Below are 22,796 nucleotides of genomic sequence, written 5' to 3'. Positions count from 1 at the left end.
GTCAGCGCGGCACGTAGGTGAGGATGACCGACCCGTTCTGGAACCGTTTCTCGTCGGTGAGCGTGAGATCCAGGCCCGCGGTGTCCACGTGTTCGAGGAGCCGTCGCCCCGCCCCGGCGACGACGGGCATGTACCAGAAGCGGAACTCGTCGATCAGGCGGTGCCGGACGAGCGTGGCGTCGAACCGGGTGGTGCCGTACTTGATGAGGTCCTTGCCCGGCCGCTCCTTCAGCTTCGCGATCGCGGCCGGGGCGTCGGGACCGAGCAGGGTGGCGTTCCAGGTCGTCTCGGTCAGTGATCGGGACGCGACGTACTTGGGCATGGCGTTGATGCGGTCGATGTAGGGATTGCCGGTGACCTGGCCCCAGTTCGCGTAGAAGGACTCGTAGGTCTTGCGGCCCATGACGAACGCGTCGTAGTTGCGGAGTTGTTCGAGCGAGTACGCCGAGGACTCGGCGTCGAAGAGGGCCCAGCGTTCCGGGGCTTCGATGACGCCGTCCAGCGTGACGAGCGTCGACTCGATGAGCTTGCGCATGGTGGTTCTCCTAGTTTCGAGTGGATGAGGGTTCCGGCCGCATCGGCGGTTGACCGCGGTGGTCAGTCGGCGGGGGCCGGTTCTGGGACTTGGTCCTGCTGGACGGTGGCGGCCCCGGTGACGCCGGTATGCCGGATGAACAGGAAGGCGATGGGGATTCCGGCCAGGGCGATGAGTCCGCAGACCCAGAAGGCGGTGTGGAATCCGCCGGTGAGCGCGCCTGCGATGGCGTGGCCATGGGCGCGGAGGTCACGGGTGCGCGTGGCCGCCACGGTGGAGGCGATGGCGATCCCGATCGCGCCGCCCAGTTGCTGGGACGAGTCGATGAGGCCGGAGGCGACGCCGGCGTCCCGTTCGGTGACGCCGACCAGGGCTCCGATCGACACCGGAATGAAGATCCAGGTGACGGTGCCGGTCAGGAGGAGGGGGCCGGCCAGGTTCGTCCAGAAGCCGCCGTGCGCGGGTGCTCGGGTCGCCCACAGGATCCCGGCGCCGGTCAGGGTCAGACCGGCCGCCGCCACCAGCCTGATCGAGGTGCGGGTGACGAGCATCTGCGCCGGCCCCGCGAGGACCACTCCGGTCAGGCCGACGGTGAGCCAGGCCAGGCCGGTGTTCATCGCGGAGTAGCCGAGTACCTGCTGCATGTAGAGGGTGCCGATGAAGATGTAGCCGTAGAAGCTCGCGCCGAGCAGGAATCCGACGGCATTGGACCCGGCGAGCGTGCTCAGCCGGAACAGGCGCAGGGGCAGCAGCGGCGCCTGCGCCCTGGCTTCGATGGCCACGAACGCGGCGAGCAGGGCCGCCGACGTCGCGATCAGGGCCAGGGTCCGGGAGGCCGTCCACCCCGCGGTCGGCGCCTGGGAGATGGCGTACACCAGGATCACCAGGGCGGCGGTCACCGTGACGGCGCCGAACGGGTCGTAGCGGCGGCGGACGCCCCGGAGCCTGCTTTCCGGCACTACACGGCGGGTCAGGAGCAGCGCGGCCCCGCCGACGACCACGTTCAGGTAGAAGATGTACGGCCAGCCGGCGTAGCGGGTGAGGGCGCCGCCGGCCAGGACGCCGACGGTCGCGCCGCTGGCGCCGATCGCGCCCCACAGGCCGAGTGCCCTGTTGCGTTCGGTGCCCTCGGTGAACATGTTCATCACGATCGACAGCGCGGCGGGCAGCACCATGGCGGCGCCCAGTCCCTGGACGCCCCGCATGACGATCAGGAAGACGCCGCCGGTGGCCAGCGCGCAGGCCAGCGAGGCCGCGGTGAACAGCGCCAGCCCGGCCGCGAACACGCGCCTGCGCCCGAGCAGGTCGGCGGCTCGGCCGCCCAGCAGCAGGAACCCGCCGAAGGTGAGCGCGTACGCGGTCACCACCCACTGCAGGTCCGCCTGCGCGAGGTCCAGCTTGCGGCCGATCGTCGGCAGCGCCACGTTGACGATCAGCATGTCGACCGCCGTCATGAAGTACGCCACGGCGAGCAGCGAGAACGCCCGCCAGCGGAGGGCGTTCACGGGGTGCGGCGACGGCTCTGGCATCGGTCTCTCCTGGTGTGATCGGGTGATCTCAGGAGGACGACGAATGGCGGCCGCCGGAACCGGACACGGCGCTAGGGGATTTTCAGGCTCTCGATCCGCCGCTCGAAGGCCGTCCGCTCGGCGGTGCTGCGGGCCAGCGCGATCGCGTGCTCGTAGTGCTCCCGCGCTGCGGCGTGGCGGCCGGCCCGCCGTTCCAGGTCGGCCAGGGCCGCCCAGTAGAAGGGGTACCGGGACAGCTTGGACTCGTCCGCCAGGGCGGTCAGCTCACGGCGGCCCTCGTCGACACCGTCCCGTTCGGCCACGGCCAGCGCGCGGTTGAGCGCCACGACGGGGCTCCAGGACCGTTCGGCGAGGACCTGGTAGAAGCCGATGATCCTCTCCCAGTTCGTCTCCTGGACCGACGGCGCGATGGCGTGCTCGCAGGCGATGCCGGCCTCCAGATGCCAGCGGGACATGTGATCCCCGGTGGCCGCGTGGGCGAGATGGACGAGACCGCGCTCGATGCGCTCCCGGTCCCAGCAGCTTCGGTCCTGGTCCTCCAGGGGGACGAACACGCCGTGCTCGTCCAGGCGCGTCGACAGCCGGGCGGTGCCGAAGCAGAACAAGGCGGCCAGAGCGTGCACGTCCGGATGCGCCGTCGCCTTGGCGTCCAGCAGCAACTCGGCGAGGCGCAGAGCGTCGTCGCACAGGAACGGGCGTACCGGGTCCTGCGGGTTGCTGCCGTGATAGCCCTCGTTGAACAGCAGATACAGCGACCGCAGGACCGAGCCCCGCCGGGCGTCGAGGTCGGGCAGGTCGTCCACGTCGGGCAACCGGCCCAGCTCGCGCAGGCGTCCGCGACCGCGGTGCAGGCGCCGGTCGATGGTCTGGGCGTCCACGAGGAACGCTTGACCGATCTCCTTGGGCGACAGCCCGCACAGCCACCGGAGGATCAGGGTGACGTGCGTCTCGCGGCTCAGGCCGGGGTCGCAGACGGCGAACATCATCGCCAGCTGGCCGGCCCCCTCGGCGGCCGGAGCCAGGGCCGCCTCGATGGTGTCGGTCAGCGCGGTCCTCGTCGCCAGCTCGGGCAGCAGGGAGCGGCGCCGCTGCTCCCGGCGGATGATGTCGACCGCCCGGTTGTGGGCCGCCCGGATGATCCACGCCTTGGGGTCCCGCGGCAGCCCGAAGCGCCACGCCTGCATGGCGCTGACCAGCGCGTCATGGACGACGTCCTCGGCGAGCGGGATGTTCGACGGGCCCAGGACCCGGATCAGCGCGCTGACCAGGTGCGCGTACTCCCTGCGGAACAGGTCCTCCACCAGCTCCGCGGACGAGAGCGCCTCGGCCCCTTCGTCCACCGGCTCAGGCCCGGTAGTCCTGGACCGGCCGCACCTCGACGGACCCGCCGAACTCGTACGTCGGGCAGCCGCGCGCGACCTCGATGGCGTCCTCCAGGGAGGCCGCCTCGACGATCATGCTGCCGGTCACGAGATCCTTCGACTCGGCGTACGGCCCGTCGGTGACCAGGTCGCGACCGCGGACCGTGGCCCCCGGGCCGTCGAGCGCGGTTCCGGTGTTGCGCCTGCCCTGCCCGGCCAGCTCCTCCGACCAGCGGTACCACTTCTCGACATGGGCCTGGAGCTCGGACGGCGACAGGTCGTGACGCGAGACGGCACCCCCGCGGAAGATCAGCATGAACGTGCTCCGCGGGACGCGGTCCTCGCCATCGGGTTCCGCCATCACGGCCTCCCTGTGTCCGCCGCCGGGCATCCTCGGATCCGGCGACCGCCTGAGCCCGGCCCCGACACCGCACCAGCGGCAACAAGTCCCAGCCCGAAAGCAATACCACAGCATCGGGCCGTCCGCGCCGCGTGCCAGGCCGGGGGCTCCCGCTTCCGGCGGGTGGGGTCAGCGGGTGACGGCGGGCCGGGTCAGCGGGTGACGGCGGCGGCGCGCAGGTGGCCGTCGCCAGCGCCGAAGTAGACCACTCCGCCCGACACCACCGCGTTGGGGTCGCGGTCGTCCGCCAGCGTGACCTTCCCCAGGGAGGCACCGTCACCGGTGTTCAGGAGGTGCAGTTCGCCGGTCTTCGTGACGACGTAGACCGTCCCGGACGAGACGGTGGGCGACGAGCTCACCTGGGGCAGCCCACGGCGCCACATCACCGCGCCGGTCTTGGCGTTGAACGCGACCGCCTGACCGCCATCTCCCTGGGAGTCGGCGTTGCCGCTGACATAGAGGACCCCGCCGGACAGTACGGGGAGCCCCGAATCCGAGACGTCGCGGAGGTTCGTAGGGGTCTTCCACAGGAGCGCACCGTTGCCCGGGTCGCGGGCCGAGACGGTGCCGTCCTCACCGATCGCGTACATGACGCCGCCGATCACGTTGAGCGACTGCGGCCGGCTGTGGAGGTCGTCGGAGAAGGGGACCTTCCACAGCCGCTTGCCCGTATCGGCGTCCAGCGCGTGGAGTTGCGGGCCCGGCTCGTCGTAGGTGCTCGCGACGTAGTAGACGACGTTCTCGTGGGCGGTCATCTCCCAGACGATCCCGGTTTCGTGGGCCCACGTCCTTTTGCCGGTGCCGGTGTCCAGCGCGTACACCAGCGACTTCTTGGCATCGGACGTCCGGTGGAAGAGGTACATGTTCCGGCCCGACAGCGCTTCGCCTAGCAGCAGCGTCCCTGCGGGGTACTCCCACAGCCGTCGGCCGGACGCGGCGTCCAACGCGAACACGCGGCTGCTGTCACTGTCGCGGGACGAGTCGGCGTAACCGCTGACGTAGACCCTGTTCCCGGCGATGAACAGGGAGTTGCCGCCGCCCCACGCCCGGTCGCGCTTCCACCGGGCGCCGCCGGTCCGGGCGTCCACGGCGTGGACGACGCCGTCTCCGTCGCCGAAGTACAGGGTCCCGTCCTTGAGCTGCGGCGGCCAGGACGCGTCTCCCCCGTAGGACCACAGCTGCTTCAGGACCGGCGGGCGAAGCTCGGCGGCGCGGCTGGCGTGGCCTCCCCGGCCGGCGTCCGGGCCGCCGCCGGTGAGGAGCAGCGCGGCGGCGACGGTGACGAGGACGGTGACGCCGGCGAGGCCCGTCAGGGCACGGCCCCGCGCGAGACGCCGCCGCGGAGGAGATTCCGGAGGCGGGCCCTGGTACGGCGCCGTCACGACGGCGGTGCGGGCGAGGGGCGGCGCGGGGACCGTGCGGGTGATCTCGGTCGTCAGCGGTTCGGGCAGCCAGCCGGCTCCACCGGGCGGCCAGGCGCGTGAGGCCCGGCCCAGTTCCTCGACCAGGCCGGGGACGGTGGGACGGCGGCCGGGGTCCTTGTCCAGGCATCGGGCCACGACGTCCACCAGCCCCGGTGGCACGCCGGTGAGGTCGGGCGACCCGTGGACGACCCGATAGTTCAGGGCGTGCGCCGAGCCGCCGCCGAACGGCCCCGCCCCGGACGCCGCGTACGCCAGGACGGCGCCGAGGGCGAAGACGTCGCTCGCCGGACCGACCTCACCGCCCCGCACCTGCTCGGGGGACATGAAGCCGGGCGTGCCGACCATCGCCCCGGTCACCGTCAGCCGGGTGCCCTCGGACGCCAGTGCGATCCCGAAGTCGATCAGGCGCGGGCCGTCCGCGGCCAGCAGCACGTTCGACGGTTTGAGGTCGCGGTGCACCACGCCTGCGGCGTGTACGCCCTCCAGCGCCTCGGCGAGCGCCGCGCCCAGGGCCCGGACCGTCCCGTCCGGCAGGGGGCCGTGCGCGCCGACCGCGGCCTTCAGCGACAGCCCAGGCACGAACTCGGTGGCCAGCCAGGGCGGCGTCCCCTCGGGGTCGGCGTCGATCACGGCGGCGGTGAAAGGGCCGCTCACGCGGCGGGCCGCCTCGACCTCCCGGACGAACCGGCGCCGGAACCCCGGATCCTCCGCCAGCTCGGCCCGCACCACCTTCACCGCGACCGCGCGCCCGTCCGGCGGCGCCGCCAGGAACACCTGGCCCATCCCGCCGCCCCCGAGCCGCCCGACGACCCGGTACCGCCCGAGCCGCTCCGGGTCGCCCGGCTCCAGCGCCGCTCCTCTTTCCCTGCCCATCAGACGGCGTCCGAGAGCGCGCGCAGAACGTCGTCGTCCTCGACGTAGAGGCGGCCGTCGATGACGCTGGGATTCCCGCCCACGTGTTCTTTCCACAGGGGTGTGCCGTTGCGGGCGTCGAGGGCGTAGAGGTTCCCGGCCTCCTCTTCGTCACCGTCGCCGAAGAGCACCGTCCCGTTCCGGACCGACAGCAGATGGGCCGCGTCCACTCCCGGCTTGTGCCGCCACAGCGGCCTGCCGGTGTCGGCGGCGAAGGCGCACACGTAGCCGTCGTTCTCGAAGTAGGCGACCCCGTCCGCGATGATCGGTGCGCCGGCTCCGCCGGCGATGGCGGGATCCCAGGAGGCGCCCTCGAAGCCCTGCTTCCACGCGTACCGGCCCGTCGCGGCGTTCACCGCGTGCAGGGAACCGTCCCGGACGCCGAAATAGACGGTCCCGTTCGCGGCGACGGGCGATGATTCGAGCCGATCCCCGACCTCGAGGCGCCAGAGGTCCGCGCCGGTCTCCGCGTCCACCGCGCGCAGGGTGCCGTCACTGATCACGGCGAACACGACTCCTCCGGAGACCACCGGCCCCTTCTTCGAGAAGCCTTCGTAGGTGTTGCTCCACATCTGCCGCCCGGTGCGGGAGTCCCGCGCGATCAGCCGGACGTCCGACGCGTAGACCCTGTCTCCGACCGTCTCGACCGACGGATGGACGCCGTGGTCCTTCCACTTCCAGAGCTCCGCGCCGCTGGCGGGGTCCCGGGCGTAGAGGTGGTTGCCGGCGCCGTAGTACACCGCCGAATCGGCGGCCCCCAGGAACATCGGGCCGGTCGGGACGTCCTCGTCCAGGGGGTGCGCGTACTTCCAGCGCAGCCGGCCGTTCTCGGTGTTCAGGGCGTACAGGCCGCCCTTCTGGTCGTCGATGTACGCCGTGCCGCCGACCACTTGCGCCAGGTGCATGCCCTTCTCCAAGGGGAAGGTCCACAGCTCCTTGTGCTTCGGCGGGCCGGCCGCCTCTGCCTCGCCGTCGTCCCGGGACAGCCGGACGGCCAGGACGACCGCCGCGATGACGAGGACCACCGCCGCGGCGGCGGCCGCCGCGGCCAGGATCCGGCGCCGTGCGGGGCCGGGCGCCCGCGTCCGTCCCACCGAAACGGGCACGCCGGGCGGGACGGGCACGCCGGGCGGGACGGGCACGCCGGACGGGACGGGCACGCCGGACGCGCTGGGCGGGGGCAGGGGAGGCGCGGACCGGACGCGGAGGACCTCGGCGGCCACCGGGGCGGGCAGCCGGCCCGCCTCCGTGAAGAAGCCCGCGGCCTGCCCGGTCCCCGCCGAGCGGCTCAGCTCGCCGACCAGGTCGGGGACGGCGGGACGGCGGGCGGGGTCCCTGGCGAGGCAGCGGGCGGCGACGTCCGCGAGCGCGGGCGGCACACCGGTCAGCACCGGGTCCTCGTGGACGACCCGGTAGTTCAGGGCGTGGGCGTGCCCGGCCCCGAACGGGCCGGTGCCGGTCGCCGCGAACACCAGCACGGCGCCGAGGGCGAAGACGTCCCCGGCGGCGGTGACCTCGTCGGCCGCGAGCGCCTCGGGGGCGATGAAGCCGGGCGTTCCGACGACCATGCCGGTCTCGGTGAGCTCGGTGAGCTCGGTGAGCTCGGTGAGCTCGGCGGCCTCGGCGGCCCGCGCGATCCCGAAGTCGATCACGCGCGGGCCGTCCGCCGCCAGCAGCACGTTCGACGGTTTGAGGTCGCGGTGCACCACGCCTGCGATGTGCACGCTCTCCAGCGCCTCCGCCAGCGCGGCGCCCAGCGCGAGCACCGATGCCTCCGGCCAGGGGCCGTGGGCGGCCACCGCCGCCTCCAGGGAGAGGCCGGGCACGTACTCGGTGGCCAGCCAGGGCGGCGTCCCGTCGGGGTCGGCGTCGATCACGGCGGCGGTGAAAGGGCCGCTCACGCGGCGGGCCGCCTCGACCTCCCGGACGAACCGGCGCCGGAACCCCGGATCCTCCGCCAGCTCAGCCCGCACCACCTTCACCGCGACCGCGCGCCCGCCCGGCGACAGGGCGAGGAACACCGTGCCCATCCCCCCGCCGCCGAGCCGCCCGACGACCCGGTACCGCCCGAGCCGCTCCGGGTCGCCCGGCCGTAGCGGCGCGACACCGCTCACTCGGCTTCCTTCCCGGCGGTGGTGCCTGGGGCCCGCACGGCCAGGTCCGGCATCAGGCGCGTGATCATGGTCGTGGTCCTCCATCGGCGACGGGCAGCGGCGGCTCGCATTCAGATAGACGATACTGTTCGCCAGAGAGTTCGCTCGTTCACCAGACGTGGCGCATTCCCGGGGCCGAGCTGACGCGAAGAAGGCTCTTCGGGTGCACCCGGAAAGCCGCCTGCCCGAGCAGCACCAGCACAGCGGAGCCTGAACGTCAGGTCGCCATCCGCCAGGTCTTGCGGGGTTTGTTGTGCATCCGTCCCGGGATGCCGGGGCGCTGCTGCCAGGGGTGCGGTCCGGTGGGCGGGCGGTACCCGACGCCCAGCGCGTCCAGGCGGGCATAGTGCGCCGCGTTCATCCGGCGCTCGAAGTCCCCGAAATCGCGTTCGTCCGGGCCCGGTAGCCGGGACCAGGCCACTTCGGCGAACGCGACGAGGCGCGGGAACGCCTGGTAGTCCACGCGGCCCCGGTTCTCGGCGACCTCCGTCCACAGGTTGGCCTGCGCGCCGATGATGTTGGCCGCGTAAGGCGTACCGGCCAGCCGGGGCGGGACGGGTTCGAACCGGTAGACGTCCTCAAGCGTGTGGACCCAACCGAACGGCACGGGCTCGTCGGGGCCGTGGGCCTGGACGTGGTCGAGGTAGACCTCTTGCTGCGGGCACATCACCACGCTGTGGCCGGCCTGCGCGGCGGCGATCCCGCCCGCGTACCACCGCCAGCACATGACGGCGGCGCCGTCCGCCAGGCCGCCCTCCAGGATCTCGTCCCAGCCGATGAGGCGCCGTCCCCGCGCGGCGAGCCAGTGAGCGAAATGGCGGATCATCCACGACTGGAGGTCGTCCTCGTTCTCGAGCCCGAGTTCCCGGATGCGGGCCTGGGCGGTGGGCGACTCTCGCCACTGGTCCTTGGCGCATTCGTCCCCGCCGATGTGGACGAACCGGCCGGGGAAGACCGCCAGCACTTCGTCCAGGACGTCCTCGTAGAAGCGCACCACGGCGTCGGTGGGGGCCAGCACGTTGCGGGTGATGCCCCAGTCGGTCCACACCTCCAGCGCGGCGGTGTCGACGACGTCGGTGTTCCCCAGCTCCGGGTAGGCGGCGATGGCGGCCTGGGAATGGCCGGGAAGGTCGATCTCGGGCACGACGGTGACGTGACGCTCCGCCGCGTACGCGACGATCTCCCGCAGATCGTCCTGGGTGTAGAAGCCGCCGTGCGGCCGCTCGTCCCACAGCGGCGGGGTCCCCCAGCCCAGGCGGGTCCGCCGCCGCCAGGCGCCGGTCTCGGTCAGCCGGGGGTGGCGGCGGATCTCGACCCGCCACCCCTGGTCGTCGGTGAGGTGCAGGTGCAGCACGTTCAGCTTGTGGGCGGCCAGCAGGTCGACATAGCGCAGCACGTCGTCCTTCGGCAGGAAGTGCCGCGCGACGTCGAGCATGAAGCCCCGCCAAGCGAAGCGCGGCCGGTCCTCGACGATCACGTACGGCACCGTGACCGGCTCCCGCGCGGTGGGGGCGCGGCGAAAGGCCTCCGGGCCCAGCATCTGCCTCAAGGTCTGGCGCCCCCAGAAGACGCCGGCCTCATCGCCGCCGACGATTCCGGCGCCGTCCGCCGACACGGTGAGCCGGTACGCCTCCGGCCCCAGTGACGGATCGACGTCGGTGCGCACATTCCCGCTGAAAGGACCGGACCCTCCTGTCAGTTCGACTCGGCTCGGGGCTGGTATCACGTTCAGCTCGGACGCCACACACCCAGTTTCACCATAGGAGTCATCCATCCGCCAGAGAACGCGCGCGAGGTCCTCAGTGCATGGATTGCGCAGCCGCCGTGGTCACTGGTCGGGGGGAAGGACGACCTCGTCGTTGATGACCTGCGTGGTTTCTTCGACTACTGCTTGGATGATGCGGTCGCGTTGTTCCGTGTCGAGTTGCTCGGGAATGCCGCTGTCGCTGAGTTCGATGCGGATGGTTCGGATGATGACCGAGGCGGCGGGCGGATCGTTGTGCTTTTTCTTGTGGTCCTGGTAGACGGTCCAGGCGAGAGTGGCGACGCTGACGACGAGGCCGCCAAGGGAGACGGGGTCGAGGTACTGGTCACGGCGGGTTGCGCCGTCGGCGCTATGGAGTGCGGCTTCGACGTCGGCAGGAAGGCGCCCGCCGTACTCGGGCGCCAGCCGTGCCGCTGCGGCGCGGGCTGCCTGCTGGATGGCGTCGTTCATGTGGGCCTGCCTTAACCGAGGCCGGTCTCGTCCGGTCCGGTGTGGGTGACGTGGGCGTGAACAGATGAGGGAAGGGCGTTTCCGGTGACGGTGCGCCACAGGTCGTGCAGGGTTTCGACGCCCAGTTGCCGGGTGAGGCGCTGGAGAATGTAGGGCGCGGGCCCGGTGGCGGGGTGGGGATATTCGTCGAAGAGGGCGACGCACCGGATCGTCCATTCGAGGGCCTGGCGAGGCACGCCGCGGTCTGCGGCGAGCAGCCCGAGTTGCCCGTAGCCGCGGGCCATGCCGGGCCGGTCACGGAGGTCTTCTTTGATGGCGACGGATTGCCGGTAGAGGTGTTCGGCCTGGTCCAGGTCGCCCTGGTCCTGGGCGGTGGTGCCGAGCTGGTGGTAAGCGGACGCCATGCTGAGCCGGTCACCAAGTTTTTCGGCGATGGCGAGCGACTGCCGGTACCAGCGCTCCGCCTGCTCGAAATCGCCCCGGTCCTGAGCGACCCGGCCGAGCTGGTGGTAACTGCGCAGCATTCCGGGCCGGTCGCGAAGCTCTTCGCGGATGGCGAGCGATTCCCGGTAGCGGTCTTCGGCCTGCTCCAGATCGCCGTGCTCCTGGGCGATGATGCCGAGCTGATGGTAGCTGGACGCCATTCCGGGCCGGTCGCGGACTTCTTCGAGGATCGCGAGGGACCTCCGGTACCAGTGCTCGGCCTGCCCGAAATCCCTCCGGTCCTGAGCGGCCCGGCCGAGCTGATGGTAACTGCGGGCCATTCCGGGCCGGTCGCGAAGTTCCTCAAGGATGGCGAGGGCCTGCCGGTACCAGTGCTCGGCCTGCGCCAGATCGCCCCGATGCTGGGCGGTGATTCCGAGCTGGTGGTAGGCGAAGGCCATGCGGGGCCGGTCCTGCATTTCTTCGAGGATGGTGAGGGACTTCCGGTACCAATGCTCGGACTGGTCCAGATCACCCCGCAGTTGCGCGACCATGCCGAGATGGTGCTGGAAGACGGCGGTGTCGATGCGTGTGTGGTCACTGTCGGGGAGCTGCTCGTAAGCACGTAAGAGGGTGCGGTTGACGGCTTCGGCCTCGGTCAGCTGACCGAGGATCTGGTGGCGGGTGGCTTGGCCGTCCATGAGGAACGCCCACAGATTGCCGGCGGCGGTGTCGAGCGGCGGCGGGGTTCCGGGCGGGTCTTCGAGGACGTCCACCGCGCGGTCGACCCATGCCCGCGCCTCCTCGTACAGTCCTCGCAGGTCCCAGTAGGCGCTCAGGCACCGAGCGATGATGGTGGCGTGGCCCCACTTCTGTTGAGTGAGGGCGTGGCCGAGCATGCCCGACAGATTGCGGCGATGCAGCTCGGTCACCGTCACCGCGTCCTGGGCGTTCTCGCTGTTCCACTGCCCGCTCAGCCACCGCGCGAGAACGGTATAGGCGTCCAGCAGGGCCCGTTTCGCGGCGGCGTGCTCGGCGTCGAAACCGTCGGGATCGAGCCGGCGCCAGTGCGCGGCCAAATAGGACGGCAGCGCCGGGTGCAGGCGGTACACACCCATGCCGAGTTCCGACAGCAGTCCCACCCGGTGGGCCCGGTCCAGCACCGCCTGCCATTGGTCGGATGAGAGCCCGCGAAACCGCTCTGGACACTCGGCAGATTGCGACATCGCGTCGAGGGCGACGCTGTCAGTCGTCGCGTGGAAGAGGGCGAGGGCGGTGATGGCCTGCCGATCGCGGTCGGGGAGGTGGGCGAAGGAATAGGTGATGCTGGCCGCCAGGCTGTTCGCCCGGTCGCCCTCATCACCCGCAGGCAACGGCTCGATCCCCTTGAGCGCATTCAGCAGATGCTCCGGCGCCGTGCCGTCAAGGCGGGGAAGGATCAGGCGCATGCTCAGCGGATGCCCGTCTAGCCATTGCACCAATTCCTCGAACGCCCGCCGCCCGCGCTTGGCCCGCGTGCCCGGATACGGCGCCAGGAGCTGATCGGTGTAGAGGACGGCCTCGTCCCGGTTCAGCCCGCCCACGTCGATGCGGCGGATCCGGGAGCCGAGCCATTCCTCGGGGCCACGGCTGGTGATCACGATCGCCGAGCGGCTCCGGGCAGCGACCCGATGCAGGAAATCACGCAGCTCGTCGGCCTCGTCCTCGTCCAGCGGCGGGGTGGCGCCGGTGGGGTCGGGCATGGAGCGGGCGGTTTCGAAGTTGTCCCACAGCCACAGCACCCGGTAGTCGGCCAGGAACTGCTCGATCGTCCTGCGGCGTTCCAATGGTGCCAGGGCGGTGAAATCGGTGCCGAACACCCGCAGGCCGAGGCTGGTCACCAGGCCGTCCAGGCCGAATGAGGAAACGCCCGGTTCGAAGGAATCCCAGAACACCAGATCTGGCCGGTCGACCCCGCCGGTGTCCCGCCACCACCGCCCGAACGCCTTGGCCAGCTCGGTCTTCCCCGTCCCACCGGGACCGTGCAGGACGACGACGTGCTGAAGGCGCGCCGCCGTGTCCAGGGTGAACAGCAGGCCGTCCCGGCCCACGAATTTTCCGTCCGCACCCAGCCCATCGCCGTCCGGGGACTCGTCGTGAATCCGAGCGCGGACCTCGGCCAGCATGGCCGCCTGGGATGCTGGCTGCGGCCGTTCCGTGACGAGGCCGGGAAAGGAGATGTCCCGGCGCATGTAATGGACGGGGACCATCCAGTCGTCCAGCGGCAACCGTCCTTTCGGGCTCGGACGGAGGTTCGCGACGTGCAGGTGCCGCCGTGCTCTGGTGACGGCGTCGCCGACACTGTCACCGGAGAAGAGGCGCTCATAGAACACGGCCATGAATTCGGCGGCGGCGACGGCGTAGACGCTGTAGGCCATGGCGACCACCGAGGCGGTGCCTTCGCGCAGGAGCCGCGTCGCGACCGCGGCCTCCACCTCGCTGCCGAGTTGCGCCGACTGGCAGGCGTTCAGGACGACGACGGGAACCCGCCCGGCGGCCAGGACGACCGCGACGCGCTCAGCGGCGACGAGGTCGGCGCCGCCTTCGGGTTTCTCGAACGCCAGCATTCCCCGCTCGCCCGCGGCCCCGTATTTCGCGGAGCCGCGTCCGGCCGGCAGGGAGGGTTCGCGGGCGAAGACGCCATGGCCGTCGAAATGCACGACCTGGAACGGCTCGCCGCGATCCACCGCGTCCTGCAGGACCGACTCGAATCGGCTGAGAGTGGGCGGCCGCAGAACGGTCAGCTCGACCGTGCCGCGGACGGACTCCAACCGTTCCAGCAGGGGCCGGGCGACCATCTGGTAGCCCACGTCGGCCGTTCCGTCGGGCCGCGACAGGACCATCAGCACCCGCAGCCGCGACCCCACCGGATCGGCGGGTTCGAAGGACTCGGTCAGGTCCGCGGACGGCATGGTCCGGATCAGCGGGACGCCTTCCAGCGCCAGCGGAGTCGGGCGGCCCGGGTCGCGCATCAATTCCCACGGCAGGCCGAGAAACCGCGCCGAAGCCGATTGGAGGACGATCTCCACGTCCCTGCGGCTTCTGGCCGCCACGTACGCCTCGCGGGCCGGGCCGGACTCTCCGAGCAGCGCGGTGAACAAATCGCCGCCCCAGGCGGCCAAGCGGTCCCGGATGGCCGCGCCACGCTCTTCGTAGACCGCGAACGGGGCGGTCAGGTAGTCCTCCAGGTACCAGCGCAGATCCTCGAGAGCCGCATCGTCCAGCGGCCACGGCATGTCCCGGGAAGTGACGACCTGGCTCGCGAACTCCTCCCCCGCCAGCCGGACCTGCACCGACACGCGGCCGTCGGCGTCGGCGGACACCAGGAGCCGGCTCCTACGGCGACCATCGCGCACATCGCACCCCGTCCTCGCTCCCGGCCGTCCCGCGGCTAGACCCACGGCCAGATCCGCGGCCAGATCCGCGGGCCGACGCGAGATCTATCGCGCCGACCGGGCTCCGGCGTCACCTCGCAGAATAGACACTCCTATTCCTCGGAATCCGCCGAACGGCCTCCGGACGCCTGCCGTTCGGCCTGCCGCCGGAACAGTTCCTCGACGGCGCTCGGCAGGGTCGTCTCGAAGTCGATCAGTTTCGCCCAGGTCGGGGTGACGACGATGCGGACCATGCCCTCGTGGTAAAGCGAACGCACCCCCGCCTCCCATTCGACCCGTTGCTCGGCCGTCATCTGGTAGGTGCCGCTCGACTCGAGGTATTCGTCCGGGATGCCGTCGGTGACGTCGAGCTCGGCCCGGCCGCGGATGAGCAGCATCTTGGGCGGGTGCACCTCGGTGTCGATCGTCAGGGCGACCGCCGGGTTCTCGCGGAGGTGGGCGAGCTTCGGCGCGTTCTTCGCGGTGCATATGACGATCTCGGCGCCGTTCCAGCTGAACCCGACGGGGACGTTCCGCGGCGTGCCGTCCTTGGCGACGTACGCGAGGCGCGTCAGGTCGCGGGCCAGCAGTTCCCGGCTCAGCGGGCGGTTCAGGATCTCGGTGGTCTCGTCCGGTGTGGTCATTGCGTATCTCCTTCTGGCTCTGGACGGGTTCTAGCTCTGGACGGGGAGGTCGTAGAAGCGGCGGGCGCTGGAGCCGACGCGGTTCAGGTCGGTGCCGTAGATGTGCAGCGAGACCGCGGTCTCGTCGCCGATGTTGCGGACGCGGTGGATGTCGCCGGGCGGGGCGAACGCGCTGATGTCGCCGGTCAGGTTCGCGTTGTGGCCCGCCTCGATCAGGGACGTGCCATCGTCGGAGAGGGTGTACAGGTCCTCGTGCTCCACGCCGGTCAGGACGCCGAACACGCACCAGGTCACGTGATCGTGGACGCGGGTCTGCGCGCCGGGCCGCCAGGCGATCGCGACCATCGAGAACGAGCCGTCCGGCTCCACGTGCAGGCGGTGGCTGCTGTACGTGCCGCGCTCGCCGGCGAGCTGGTCCGCGGTGAGCAGGGCGGGCGAGGGCAGGTGCGCGCGGAGCGCGTCCCCCACGTACGACGCGGTGTCGCGCCGGCCGGCGTCGCGGGCGACGGCCGCGCGGACCGCGATGACCAGTTCGTCCAGCTCCGCTGCGGGGCGCGCGGTTAGGGTGTTCATGGTGCCTCCCTGTCGGGTGTGCTTCCAGCGTCCGCCCCGAGGGGATCCGCGGTCATCCGTGCCGGCCGCAGAGCACCACGGATGCCACCACGGAAAGGGGACACGGGTGGCGGAGCGGATCTCCGAGCGGGAGGCCGAGGTGCTGGCCGCGCTGGGCGCGCGGTTGTCCAACGCGCAGATCGCGAACCGGCTGCACATCTCCGTCCGCACGGTGGAGAGCCACGTGTCGTCGCTGCTGCGCAAGTACGGCATGGCCGACCGGTGGGCGCTGGCGGAGCTGGCCCGCGCCGGGGAGCGGGAGCCGGGCCGGGTCGCCGGGCTGCCGGTGTCCGGGACGACGTTCGTGGGCCGTGCGGCCGAGCGCGCCGCCGTGCTGGCCGCGGTCGAGCAGGCCCGGCTGGTGACGCTGCTGGGCCCGGGCGGGGTGGGCAAGACGCGGCTGGCCGCGGTGGCGGCCGAGGAGGCCGTGGCGCTGTTCCCGTCCGGCGGGGCCTTCGTCGACCTGGTGCCGGTGCGCGACGGGTTCGTGGCGCGCGCGGTCGCGACGGCGCTCGGGGTGACCGAGGGGTCGCACCAGCCGCTGGAGGAGGCGGTCGCGGCGCGGCTCGGCACCGGGCGGTCGCTGCTGGTGCTGGACAACTGCGAGCACGTGATCGACGAGGCCGCCGCGTTCGCCGAGCGGATCCTGGCCGCCTGCCCGGGCACCCGCGTCCTCGTGACCAGCCGGGAACGCCTCGGCGTCCCGGGCGAGCGCAGCGTCCCGATCGCGCCGCTGCCGCTGGGCTCGGACGCCGAGCGGCTGTTCCGCGACCGGGCGCTCGCCGCGGACCCGGAGTTCGTGGCCGACCCCGCGGTGGTCGCGGACCTGTGCGCGCGGCTGGACGGCATGCCGCTGGCGATCGAGCTGGCCGCGGCCCGGGGCGCGTCGCTCGGACCCACGGGACTGCTCGCGGCGCTCGACGACGCGCTGCGCCTGCTGTCCGGCGGACGCGGCGGCGACGAGCGGCACCGATCGCTGCGCGCGGTCCTGTCGTGGAGCCACGACCTGCTCGACGAGGAGGAGCAGGCGCTGTTCCGGCGGCTCGGGGTGTTCGTCGGGGCCTTCGACCTGGACGCCGCGGCCGCCGTCGGCGGGGACCGCGCGGGCGTCGCGGACCTGCTCGGCCGGCTGGTCGACAAGAGCCTCGTGGTACACGTGCGCGGGCGGGTCAGCCGGTGGCGGCTGCTGGAGACCGTGCGCGCGTTCGCGCTGGCGCAGATGTCGGCCGCGGGCGAGGAGGACAAGACCCGGGCGCACCACCTCCGCTGGGCCGCCGCCGCGGCGTCCGCCACGGAACGCCGGATCGGCGATCCCACCTGGCGCGAGGACTTCGACGCCATGGCCGCGGACCTGCGCGCCGCGCTCGCCGCGGCCGGCGGCCCGGGCGAGGTGCCGCACCGGCTGGCGAGCGCGCTGGCGCACCTGACCTACGCCCGCCGCCACCTGCTGGAGTCCTTCGCCCACCACCGGACCGCCGCGGCGGTCGCACCGGACGCGGCCTCGGCGGCACGCGACCTGCGCGCCGGAGCCGGATGCGCGCACGTCAGCACCACGTCCAACCAGCACGTCTACGAACTGCTGCTGGAGGCGGCCGAACAGGCGGCGCGGGCCGGCGACGACCGCGGCCGGGCGATCGACCTGGCCCGCGCGGTCGAGACGGCCTGCCGGTACCCCGAGGCGTTCGAGACCGGCGTCCCGTACGAGCGTCTGCGCGGCCTCCTCGACGAGGCGGTCGCCGCCGCACCCGCCGACGACCCGAAGGTCACGGCGCACCTGGCGGTCGCCCGCGCGTGGCTGGCCGGCCCGGTGAAGGGCGCACCCGACCCCGCCCTCGCCACCACCGCCCTCGCCGCGACCAGGGCGGCCGCGGACCCGGTGCTGGTCAGCTCCGGCCTGTGCGCCGCCGGGACCGCCGCCCTGCACGCGGGACGGCTGCGCGAGGCCGACCGCGTCACCCGCGAACGGCTCGCGCTGCTGCCGTCCATGGACCGCGACGACCCGTACTGCGCACCGGAGATCTGCAACACCTACGGCCGCGCCTGCATCTACGCGATCATGACCGGCGACCTGCCCGGCGCGATGGCCGCCGCCCGCGCCGGCATCGACGACGACCTGCTGCGCGACACCCACATCACGGCCAGCCGCCTCGTCCAGCCGCTCGCGCTGACCGGCCGCTTCCGCGACGCGATCGAGCACGCCGAGCGGATGCTGGACCAGTGGGAACGCGCCGGACGCCCCGCCCCGCTCTGGATGCTCCCGGCCGTGACCCTGACGGTGCTGGCCAGCGCGATGCTCGACGAGCCAGAGTCCACGGCGGTGGCGCGGTGGCGGGCGCACGCCGCGGAGATGGCCGGCGGCACGCTCGGCACGGCGCCGGTCGCGGCGTTCGTCGACGCCCGCCTCGCCCTCCACGACGAGCGGTACGACACGGCCGAACCCCTCGTACGCAGGGCCTTCACCGTCGACGCCCCGCTCGACAACTACCTCGCCTACGCGCGGGCGGCGGGCGCTGAGCTGGCCGTGGCCGCAGGATTGCCCGACGCGGCGGACCTGCTGGCGGCGGCCGCCCCGCTCGCGGAAGAGAACGCCTGGGCGGCGGCCTGCCTGGCCCGTGCCCGCGGGCGCCTCCACGACGACCGCGCCGAACTCGCCCGCGCCCTCACGGCGTTCGAACGCCTGGACGCACAGGCCGAAAGCGCCCACACCCGAACCCTCCTGGCGCATCGGTGACCACCCGGCCGTGTGCCGCCTGGAGCGGGAAGGGGCGGAGGTCACGGCTCATCGGGGGTCGAGGGGACGGAACTCCGGGGGCCTCTTCTCCAGGTAACTGGTGACGCCCTCGGCCGCGTCGGGCTGGTTGAAGGAGGCGACCATCAGTTCGTCGGCTTCGCTGACGGCGGTGGCGAAGTCGGTGTCGAGGGCCCGCATCACCTGCCGTTTGATGACGCTCATCGAGGTGGGCGAGCAGTGGGCGGCCAGTTCGGCGGCGTAGCCGACGGCGGCGTCCAGCAGCGCGTCGGCTTCCACGACCCTGTCGACCAGCCCGAGCGCCCAGGCCTCCTCGCCCTTGACGATGCGGCCCGACAGCAGCAGGTCGAGGGCCCGGCTGGTGCCGACGAGGCGCGGGAGCAGCCAGGCGATCCCGTACTCGGCGATCAGCCCGCGGCGGGCGAACGCGGTGGTGAGCTTGGCGTCCGGGGTGCTGAAGCGGATGTCGCAGTAGAGCGCCTCGACGAGGCCGAGCCCCGCGGCGGCGCCGTTGATCGCGGCGATCATGGGTTTGCGGACGGTCAGCGGGAAGGTGCGCGGCCGGGCCCGCTCGACCGGCCCGACCTCGCCGGCGGTGCTGACCTCCTGGAGGGCGTCGAGGTCCGCGCCGCCGCAGAAGCCGCGTCCGGCGCCGGTCACCACGATCGCGCGGACGCCGGGGTCGGCTTCGGCGTCGTCGAGGAGCGCGAAGTAGCGCTCCTCCAGCTCGTCGTTCCAGGCGTTGAGGCGCTCGGGCCGGTTCAGCGTGAGGAGCAGCACGGGCCCGCGCCGCTCCGCGAGGACCGTCTCATGCGTGTTCGGGGGCATCTTCGTTTCCTGTCGTCGTGCTCGTCGCCGATCGCGAGGGTCGAGGGGGTCGAGGGGGAGCCTTCCCCGTGTCAGGCACCGGCAGGGGTGCGGTGCTTGCGCAGTTCCTGAAGGGCGATGGCGCGCTTGTGGACCTCGTCGGGCCCGTCGGCGAGGCGGAGGGTGCGCAGCTGCGCCCAGGCGTTGGCGAGCGGGAAGTCGTCGGTGACGCCGCCTCCGCCGTGCACCTGGATGGCCCGGTCGACGATCTTCAGCGCCATGTCCGGCGCGGCGACCTTGATCGCGGCGATCTCGGTGCGGGCGGCCTTGTTCCCGGCGGTGTCCATCATCCAGGCGGCCTTCAACGTGAGCAGCCGGGTCCGCTCGATGTCGATGCGGGCCTCGGCGATCCAGTCGCGGATGTTGGCGCTGTCGCTGAGCCGGTGCCCGAACGCGACCCGCTCGTCCGCCCGGCGGCACATCAGCTCCAGGGCGCGCTCGGCGACGCCGATCGCGCGCATGCAGTGGTGGATCCGGCCGGGGCCGAGCCGCGCCTGGCTGATCGCGAAGCCCTCGCCCTCGCCCTTCAGGACGTCGCTCGCCGGCACCCGCACGTCCTGGAACAGGATCTCGGCGTGGCCTTCGCGGTCCATGTACCCGAACACCGGCAGGCTGCGGACGATCGTGATCCCCGGCGCGTCGATCGGGACGACCATCATCGACTGCTGCCGGTGCGGCGGGGCGTCCGGGTCGGTCTTGCCCATGACGATGAGCACCCGGCAGTTCTTGTGCATGGCGTTGGACGCGAACCATTTGCGGCCGTTGAGGACGTAGTGGTCGCCGTCGCGCTCCATCCGCAGCTCGATGTTGGTCGCGTCGGAGCTGGCGACGCCGGGCTCGGTCATCGCGAACGCCGAGCGGATCGTCCCGTCCAGCAGCGGCCTGAGGTATTTCTCCTTGTGCTCGTCGCTGCCGAACAGCGTGAGCACCTCCATGTTCCCGGTGTCGGGCGCGGCGCAGTTGGTGGCCTCCGGCGCCAGGTGGGCGCTGCGGCCCATGATCTCCGCCAGCGGCGCGTACTCCAGGTTGGTCAGGCCGGGGCCCCACTCCGGGTGCGGGTGGAACAGGTTCCACAGGCCGCGCCGGCGCGCCTCGGCCTTCAGGTCCTCGACGATCCGCGGCTGGTGGTGCGGGTCCCCCGCCGCGCGCATCTGCTCCTCGTACACGGCCTCCGCCGAGTAGACGTGCTCGTCCATGAACTCCAGCAGGTCGGCGCGGTACCGCTTCGTGCGGTCGGAGAAGTCGAACGGCTCCACGGCGGGGCTCCCCTCCAGGTGACGTGCCGCCATGTCTACTTGAATCTGCCTTCAAGTTCAAGTGCGGTCCGGCACGGCGGCGCTGCTAGCCTTCGACCGACGAGTGCGCGACCGGACAGAGGCGAAGACCGGCAGTGGTTCCCGAAGAGACCGATCCCGGACGCAGGACCGGCGGCGAGCGGCAGGCCCGGACCACGCCGCGCAGCAAGCGCGGCGTACGGACCAGGAACGCACTGATCCAGGCCGCGCGGGAGGTGTTCGAGCGCGACGGCTACCTCGACGCCCGCATCACCGACATCTCCAAGGCCGCCGGCGCCGCGGCCGGGTCCTTCTACACCTACTTCAACGACAAGGAAGAGATCTTCGCCGCGCTGGTGGAGATGGTGCAGGAGGAGATGCTCCACCCCCACCTGCGCGAACGGACCGGCGTCAGCGACCCGCGCGGCGTCATCGAGGCCGCCAACCGCGAGTACCTGGAGATGTACCGGCGCAACGCCCGCCTCATGGCGCTGTTCGAGCAGGTCGCCCAGATCAACGAGAACTTCCACCGGCTCCGCCTCGAACGCGGCACCGCCTTCGCCGAGCGCAACGCCAAGATGATCCAGGAGCTCCAGGAGCGCGGGCAGGCCGACGCGTCCATCGACCCCCTCGTCACCGCGTACGCCCTGTCGGCCATGGTCAGCCGGATGGCGTACATGGTCTTCGTCGCCGGGCTGCCCATCGCCTTCGACGAGCTGGTGGAGACGCTGAACACGCTGTGGGTCAACGCGCTGCGCCTGGACCCCGCCGCCTGACGTCCACGCCTGACGTCCACGCCTGACGTCCACGACCCCCGCCCGGGCCCGGGCCCGCGCCCACACCACCTGGAACCCGTGCCCGTAACGCGTAGATCCGCGCCCGCGGGTACATGGACTTGAGTTCGAATTCAAGTATTGTCCCGCCCCGCCCGGCGCTGTTTCATGACGGCACCCGGCGCGCCGCACCGGGCGGCCTCACGGCCACCGCCCACCCCGCAGCCCGGACGCCCCGCCGTCGTGCCATGGGCTGCTCGGGCCCACCCCAAGGAGAGACATGCGCCAATCGGGCAGGAAACCCACCCCCTGGCGACGGCTGGCAGTGGCGGCCGCCGCCGTCATCGCCGCGGCCGCCCCCGGCCTCGCCGTCCCGGGCACCGCACAGGCCCGGCAGCAGTCCGCGCCCGCCGCACGGCCGGGGGACCTGATCAGCGCGGAGCCCTCATCGTTCCGCCTGCCGCCCGGCATCCCGACGCTCACCAACGCGTGGAAGGTCCTCTACCGCTCCACGGACGTCAACGGGAAGCCCGACGAGGTCTCCGGGACCGTCATCGTCCCGGACGACGGCCGTACCGGCACCCGCCCGCTGCTCACCTACGCCGTCGGGACGGTGGGCATGGGCGACCAGTGCGCGCCCTCCGTCAACTTCCCCAAGGGCACCAGCATCGAGGCCGGGCAGATCAACGCCGCCCTCCAGCGCGGCTGGGCCGTCGCCGTCACCGACTACCAGGGCCTCGGCACCCCCGGCGACCACACCTACCTCGTCGGCCGGCCCGAGGGCACCGCGGTGCTGGACGCCGCCCGCGCCGCGCAGCGGCTGCCCGAGGCGCGGCACGCGGGCGTCACCGCGGACTCCCCCGTCGCCGTCATGGGCTACTCCCAGGGCGGGCACGCCGGCGCGTGGGCCGCCGAGCTCGCCCGCACCTACGCTCCCGACCTGCGCATCAAGGGCATCGCGAGCGGCGGCGTCCCCGCCGACGAGCTCAAGGGCGCGGCCGGCGGCGGAGGCGTCGCCGGCCTGGAGCTGATGGTCGCCATCGGCCACGACGCCGCGTACCCCGGACTCGGCCTCGACGGCTACCTCAACGACGAAGGCCGCGCCGTCGTCGCCGAGCTGCGCGGCGGCTGCGTCCTCGACAACGCCCTCGCCACCTTCGGCAAGTCCCTCGACGAGCTGACCGTGCGCGACCCGCTCGCATCTCCCGACTGGCAGGAGCGCCTGGCCGCCGACCGGCTCGGCACCCGCGCGCCCGGCTACCCGGTGTACCTGTACCACGGCACCGCCGACGAGATCGTCTCCTACGGTCTCGTCGAGCAGCTGCGCTCGGACTGGTGCTCGCGCGGCAACGTCGTCCAGTGGCAGCCCGTCCCGCTGGCGAACCATGCCGCTGCGGCCGTCGCCGGCGGGACCCCCGCCCTCGACTGGCTCGCCGCCCGCATCGCGGGGCAGCCCGCGCAGGGCAACTGCGGCTGACCGTCCCGGTACGCCCGAACCGCCGCTGACCGGTC

General features: G+C 72.3%; 16 protein-coding genes. 3 read left to right on the top strand and 13 right to left on the bottom strand.

Features of this window, described 5'->3' with window-relative positions; genetic code table 11:
• Nucleotide 1 precedes the first annotated feature (1 nt).
• The 11 genes from F9B16_RS15255 to F9B16_RS15205 form a co-directional block, all read right to left on the bottom strand.
• A complete protein-coding gene (locus tag F9B16_RS15255; protein WP_151540722.1) occupies nucleotides 2-535 on the bottom strand; it encodes a dihydrofolate reductase family protein in 534 nt (177 codons plus the stop codon).
• A 62-nt stretch (nucleotides 536-597) separates the two neighbouring features.
• Nucleotides 598-2,064: an MFS transporter gene (locus F9B16_RS15250; RefSeq protein ID WP_151540721.1), complete on the bottom strand. Its 1,467-nt coding sequence runs from the start codon at nucleotides 2,062-2,064 to the stop codon at nucleotides 598-600.
• 71 nt (nucleotides 2,065-2,135) lie between these two features.
• The gene (locus F9B16_RS15245; protein ID WP_151540720.1) at nucleotides 2,136-3,404 is read right to left on the bottom strand and encodes an RNA polymerase sigma factor; all 1,269 of its coding nucleotides are present in this window, start codon (nucleotides 3,402-3,404) and stop codon (nucleotides 2,136-2,138) included.
• Between the two features lie 4 nt (nucleotides 3,405-3,408).
• Nucleotides 3,409-3,786, bottom strand: coding sequence for a YciI family protein (locus F9B16_RS15240; RefSeq protein ID WP_192808799.1), 378 nt, complete (start codon nucleotides 3,784-3,786; stop codon nucleotides 3,409-3,411).
• Between the two features lie 191 nt (nucleotides 3,787-3,977).
• The gene (locus F9B16_RS15235; protein WP_151540718.1) at nucleotides 3,978-6,122 is read right to left on the bottom strand and encodes a protein kinase domain-containing protein; all 2,145 of its coding nucleotides are present in this window, start codon (nucleotides 6,120-6,122) and stop codon (nucleotides 3,978-3,980) included.
• Nucleotides 6,122-8,275 (bottom strand): outer membrane protein assembly factor BamB family protein, encoded by a 2,154-nt coding sequence (locus F9B16_RS15230; protein WP_225991646.1) that lies wholly within the window; start codon nucleotides 8,273-8,275, stop codon nucleotides 6,122-6,124. Before F9B16_RS15230 ends, F9B16_RS15235 begins: the two co-directional genes overlap by 1 nt.
• Before the next feature lie 256 nt (nucleotides 8,276-8,531).
• The gene (locus F9B16_RS15225) at nucleotides 8,532-10,088 is read right to left on the bottom strand and encodes a beta-N-acetylhexosaminidase (protein ID WP_151540716.1); all 1,557 of its coding nucleotides are present in this window, start codon (nucleotides 10,086-10,088) and stop codon (nucleotides 8,532-8,534) included.
• A gap of 54 nt (nucleotides 10,089-10,142) precedes the next feature.
• Nucleotides 10,143-10,529 carry a hypothetical protein gene (locus F9B16_RS15220; protein WP_151540715.1) on the bottom strand — a complete coding sequence of 129 codons (387 nt, stop codon included), beginning with the start codon at nucleotides 10,527-10,529 and terminating at the stop codon, nucleotides 10,143-10,145.
• An 11-nt stretch (nucleotides 10,530-10,540) separates the two neighbouring features.
• Complete coding sequence (locus tag F9B16_RS15215) at nucleotides 10,541-14,314, bottom strand: tetratricopeptide repeat protein (RefSeq protein ID WP_151540714.1); 3,774 nt, start codon at nucleotides 14,312-14,314, stop codon at nucleotides 10,541-10,543.
• 164 nt (nucleotides 14,315-14,478) lie between these two features.
• On the bottom strand, nucleotides 14,479-15,009 hold the full coding sequence (locus tag F9B16_RS15210) for a pyridoxamine 5'-phosphate oxidase family protein (protein WP_151540713.1): 531 nt from the start codon (nucleotides 15,007-15,009) through the stop codon (nucleotides 14,479-14,481).
• 30 nt (nucleotides 15,010-15,039) lie between these two features.
• Nucleotides 15,040-15,582 (bottom strand): cysteine dioxygenase family protein, encoded by a 543-nt coding sequence (locus F9B16_RS15205; protein WP_151540712.1) that lies wholly within the window; start codon nucleotides 15,580-15,582, stop codon nucleotides 15,040-15,042.
• A gap of 106 nt (nucleotides 15,583-15,688) precedes the next feature.
• Here F9B16_RS15205 and F9B16_RS15200 point away from each other — a divergent pair, with 106 nt between their 5' ends.
• Complete coding sequence (locus F9B16_RS15200) at nucleotides 15,689-18,352, top strand: ATP-binding protein (protein ID WP_192808798.1); 2,664 nt, start codon at nucleotides 15,689-15,691, stop codon at nucleotides 18,350-18,352.
• A gap of 48 nt (nucleotides 18,353-18,400) precedes the next feature.
• Here the strand turns inward: F9B16_RS15200 and F9B16_RS15195 are convergent, their stop codons facing one another.
• Together F9B16_RS15195 and F9B16_RS15190 are read right to left on the bottom strand one after the other, a co-directional pair.
• Nucleotides 18,401-19,198: an enoyl-CoA hydratase-related protein gene (locus F9B16_RS15195; protein ID WP_151540710.1), complete on the bottom strand. Its 798-nt coding sequence runs from the start codon at nucleotides 19,196-19,198 to the stop codon at nucleotides 18,401-18,403.
• Nucleotides 19,199-19,269: 71 nt separating this feature from the next.
• Nucleotides 19,270-20,526: an acyl-CoA dehydrogenase family protein gene (locus tag F9B16_RS15190; RefSeq protein WP_225991645.1), complete on the bottom strand. Its 1,257-nt coding sequence runs from the start codon at nucleotides 20,524-20,526 to the stop codon at nucleotides 19,270-19,272.
• A gap of 101 nt (nucleotides 20,527-20,627) precedes the next feature.
• On the opposite strand from F9B16_RS15190, the gene F9B16_RS15185 reads away from it, so the two are divergent.
• Nucleotides 20,628-21,287, top strand: a complete 660-nt coding sequence (locus tag F9B16_RS15185) for a TetR/AcrR family transcriptional regulator (RefSeq protein ID WP_151540709.1) — start codon at nucleotides 20,628-20,630, stop codon at nucleotides 21,285-21,287.
• Between the two features lie 277 nt (nucleotides 21,288-21,564).
• Nucleotides 21,565-22,761, top strand: a complete 1,197-nt coding sequence (locus F9B16_RS15180; RefSeq protein ID WP_151540708.1) for a lipase family protein — start codon at nucleotides 21,565-21,567, stop codon at nucleotides 22,759-22,761.
• The last annotated feature ends 35 nt before the right edge of the window (nucleotides 22,762-22,796 follow it).

This window comes from Actinomadura montaniterrae (assembly GCF_008923365.1).
GTDB classification, from domain to species: domain Bacteria; phylum Actinomycetota; class Actinomycetes; order Streptosporangiales; family Streptosporangiaceae; genus Spirillospora; species Spirillospora montaniterrae.
This window is presented reverse-complemented; position numbering and strand designations above follow the sequence as displayed.

Bases quoted from the DNA above. Each gene is read 5' to 3' on its own strand.
- F9B16_RS15255 (WP_151540722.1), bottom strand. From the start codon at position 535: ATGCGCAAGCTCATCGAGTCGACGCTCGTCACGCTGGACGGCGTCATC.
- F9B16_RS15250 (WP_151540721.1), bottom strand. From the start codon at position 2,064: ATGCCAGAGCCGTCGCCGCACCCCGTGAACGCCCTCCGCTGGCGGGCG.
- F9B16_RS15240 (WP_192808799.1), bottom strand. From the start codon at position 3,786: ATGGCGGAACCCGATGGCGAGGACCGCGTCCCGCGGAGCACGTTCATG.
- F9B16_RS15235 (WP_151540718.1), bottom strand. From the start codon at position 6,122: ATGGGCAGGGAAAGAGGAGCGGCGCTGGAGCCGGGCGACCCGGAGCGG.
- F9B16_RS15225 (WP_151540716.1), bottom strand. From the start codon at position 10,088: ATGGATGACTCCTATGGTGAAACTGGGTGTGTGGCGTCCGAGCTGAAC.
- F9B16_RS15220 (WP_151540715.1), bottom strand. From the start codon at position 10,529: ATGAACGACGCCATCCAGCAGGCAGCCCGCGCCGCAGCGGCACGGCTG.
- F9B16_RS15210 (WP_151540713.1), bottom strand. From the start codon at position 15,009: ATGACCACACCGGACGAGACCACCGAGATCCTGAACCGCCCGCTGAGC.
- F9B16_RS15205 (WP_151540712.1), bottom strand. From the start codon at position 15,582: ATGAACACCCTAACCGCGCGCCCCGCAGCGGAGCTGGACGAACTGGTC.
- F9B16_RS15195 (WP_151540710.1), bottom strand. From the start codon at position 19,198: ATGCCCCCGAACACGCATGAGACGGTCCTCGCGGAGCGGCGCGGGCCC.
- F9B16_RS15190 (WP_225991645.1), bottom strand. From the start codon at position 20,526: ATGGCGGCACGTCACCTGGAGGGGAGCCCCGCCGTGGAGCCGTTCGAC.
- F9B16_RS15180 (WP_151540708.1), top strand. From the start codon at position 21,565: ATGCGCCAATCGGGCAGGAAACCCACCCCCTGGCGACGGCTGGCAGTG.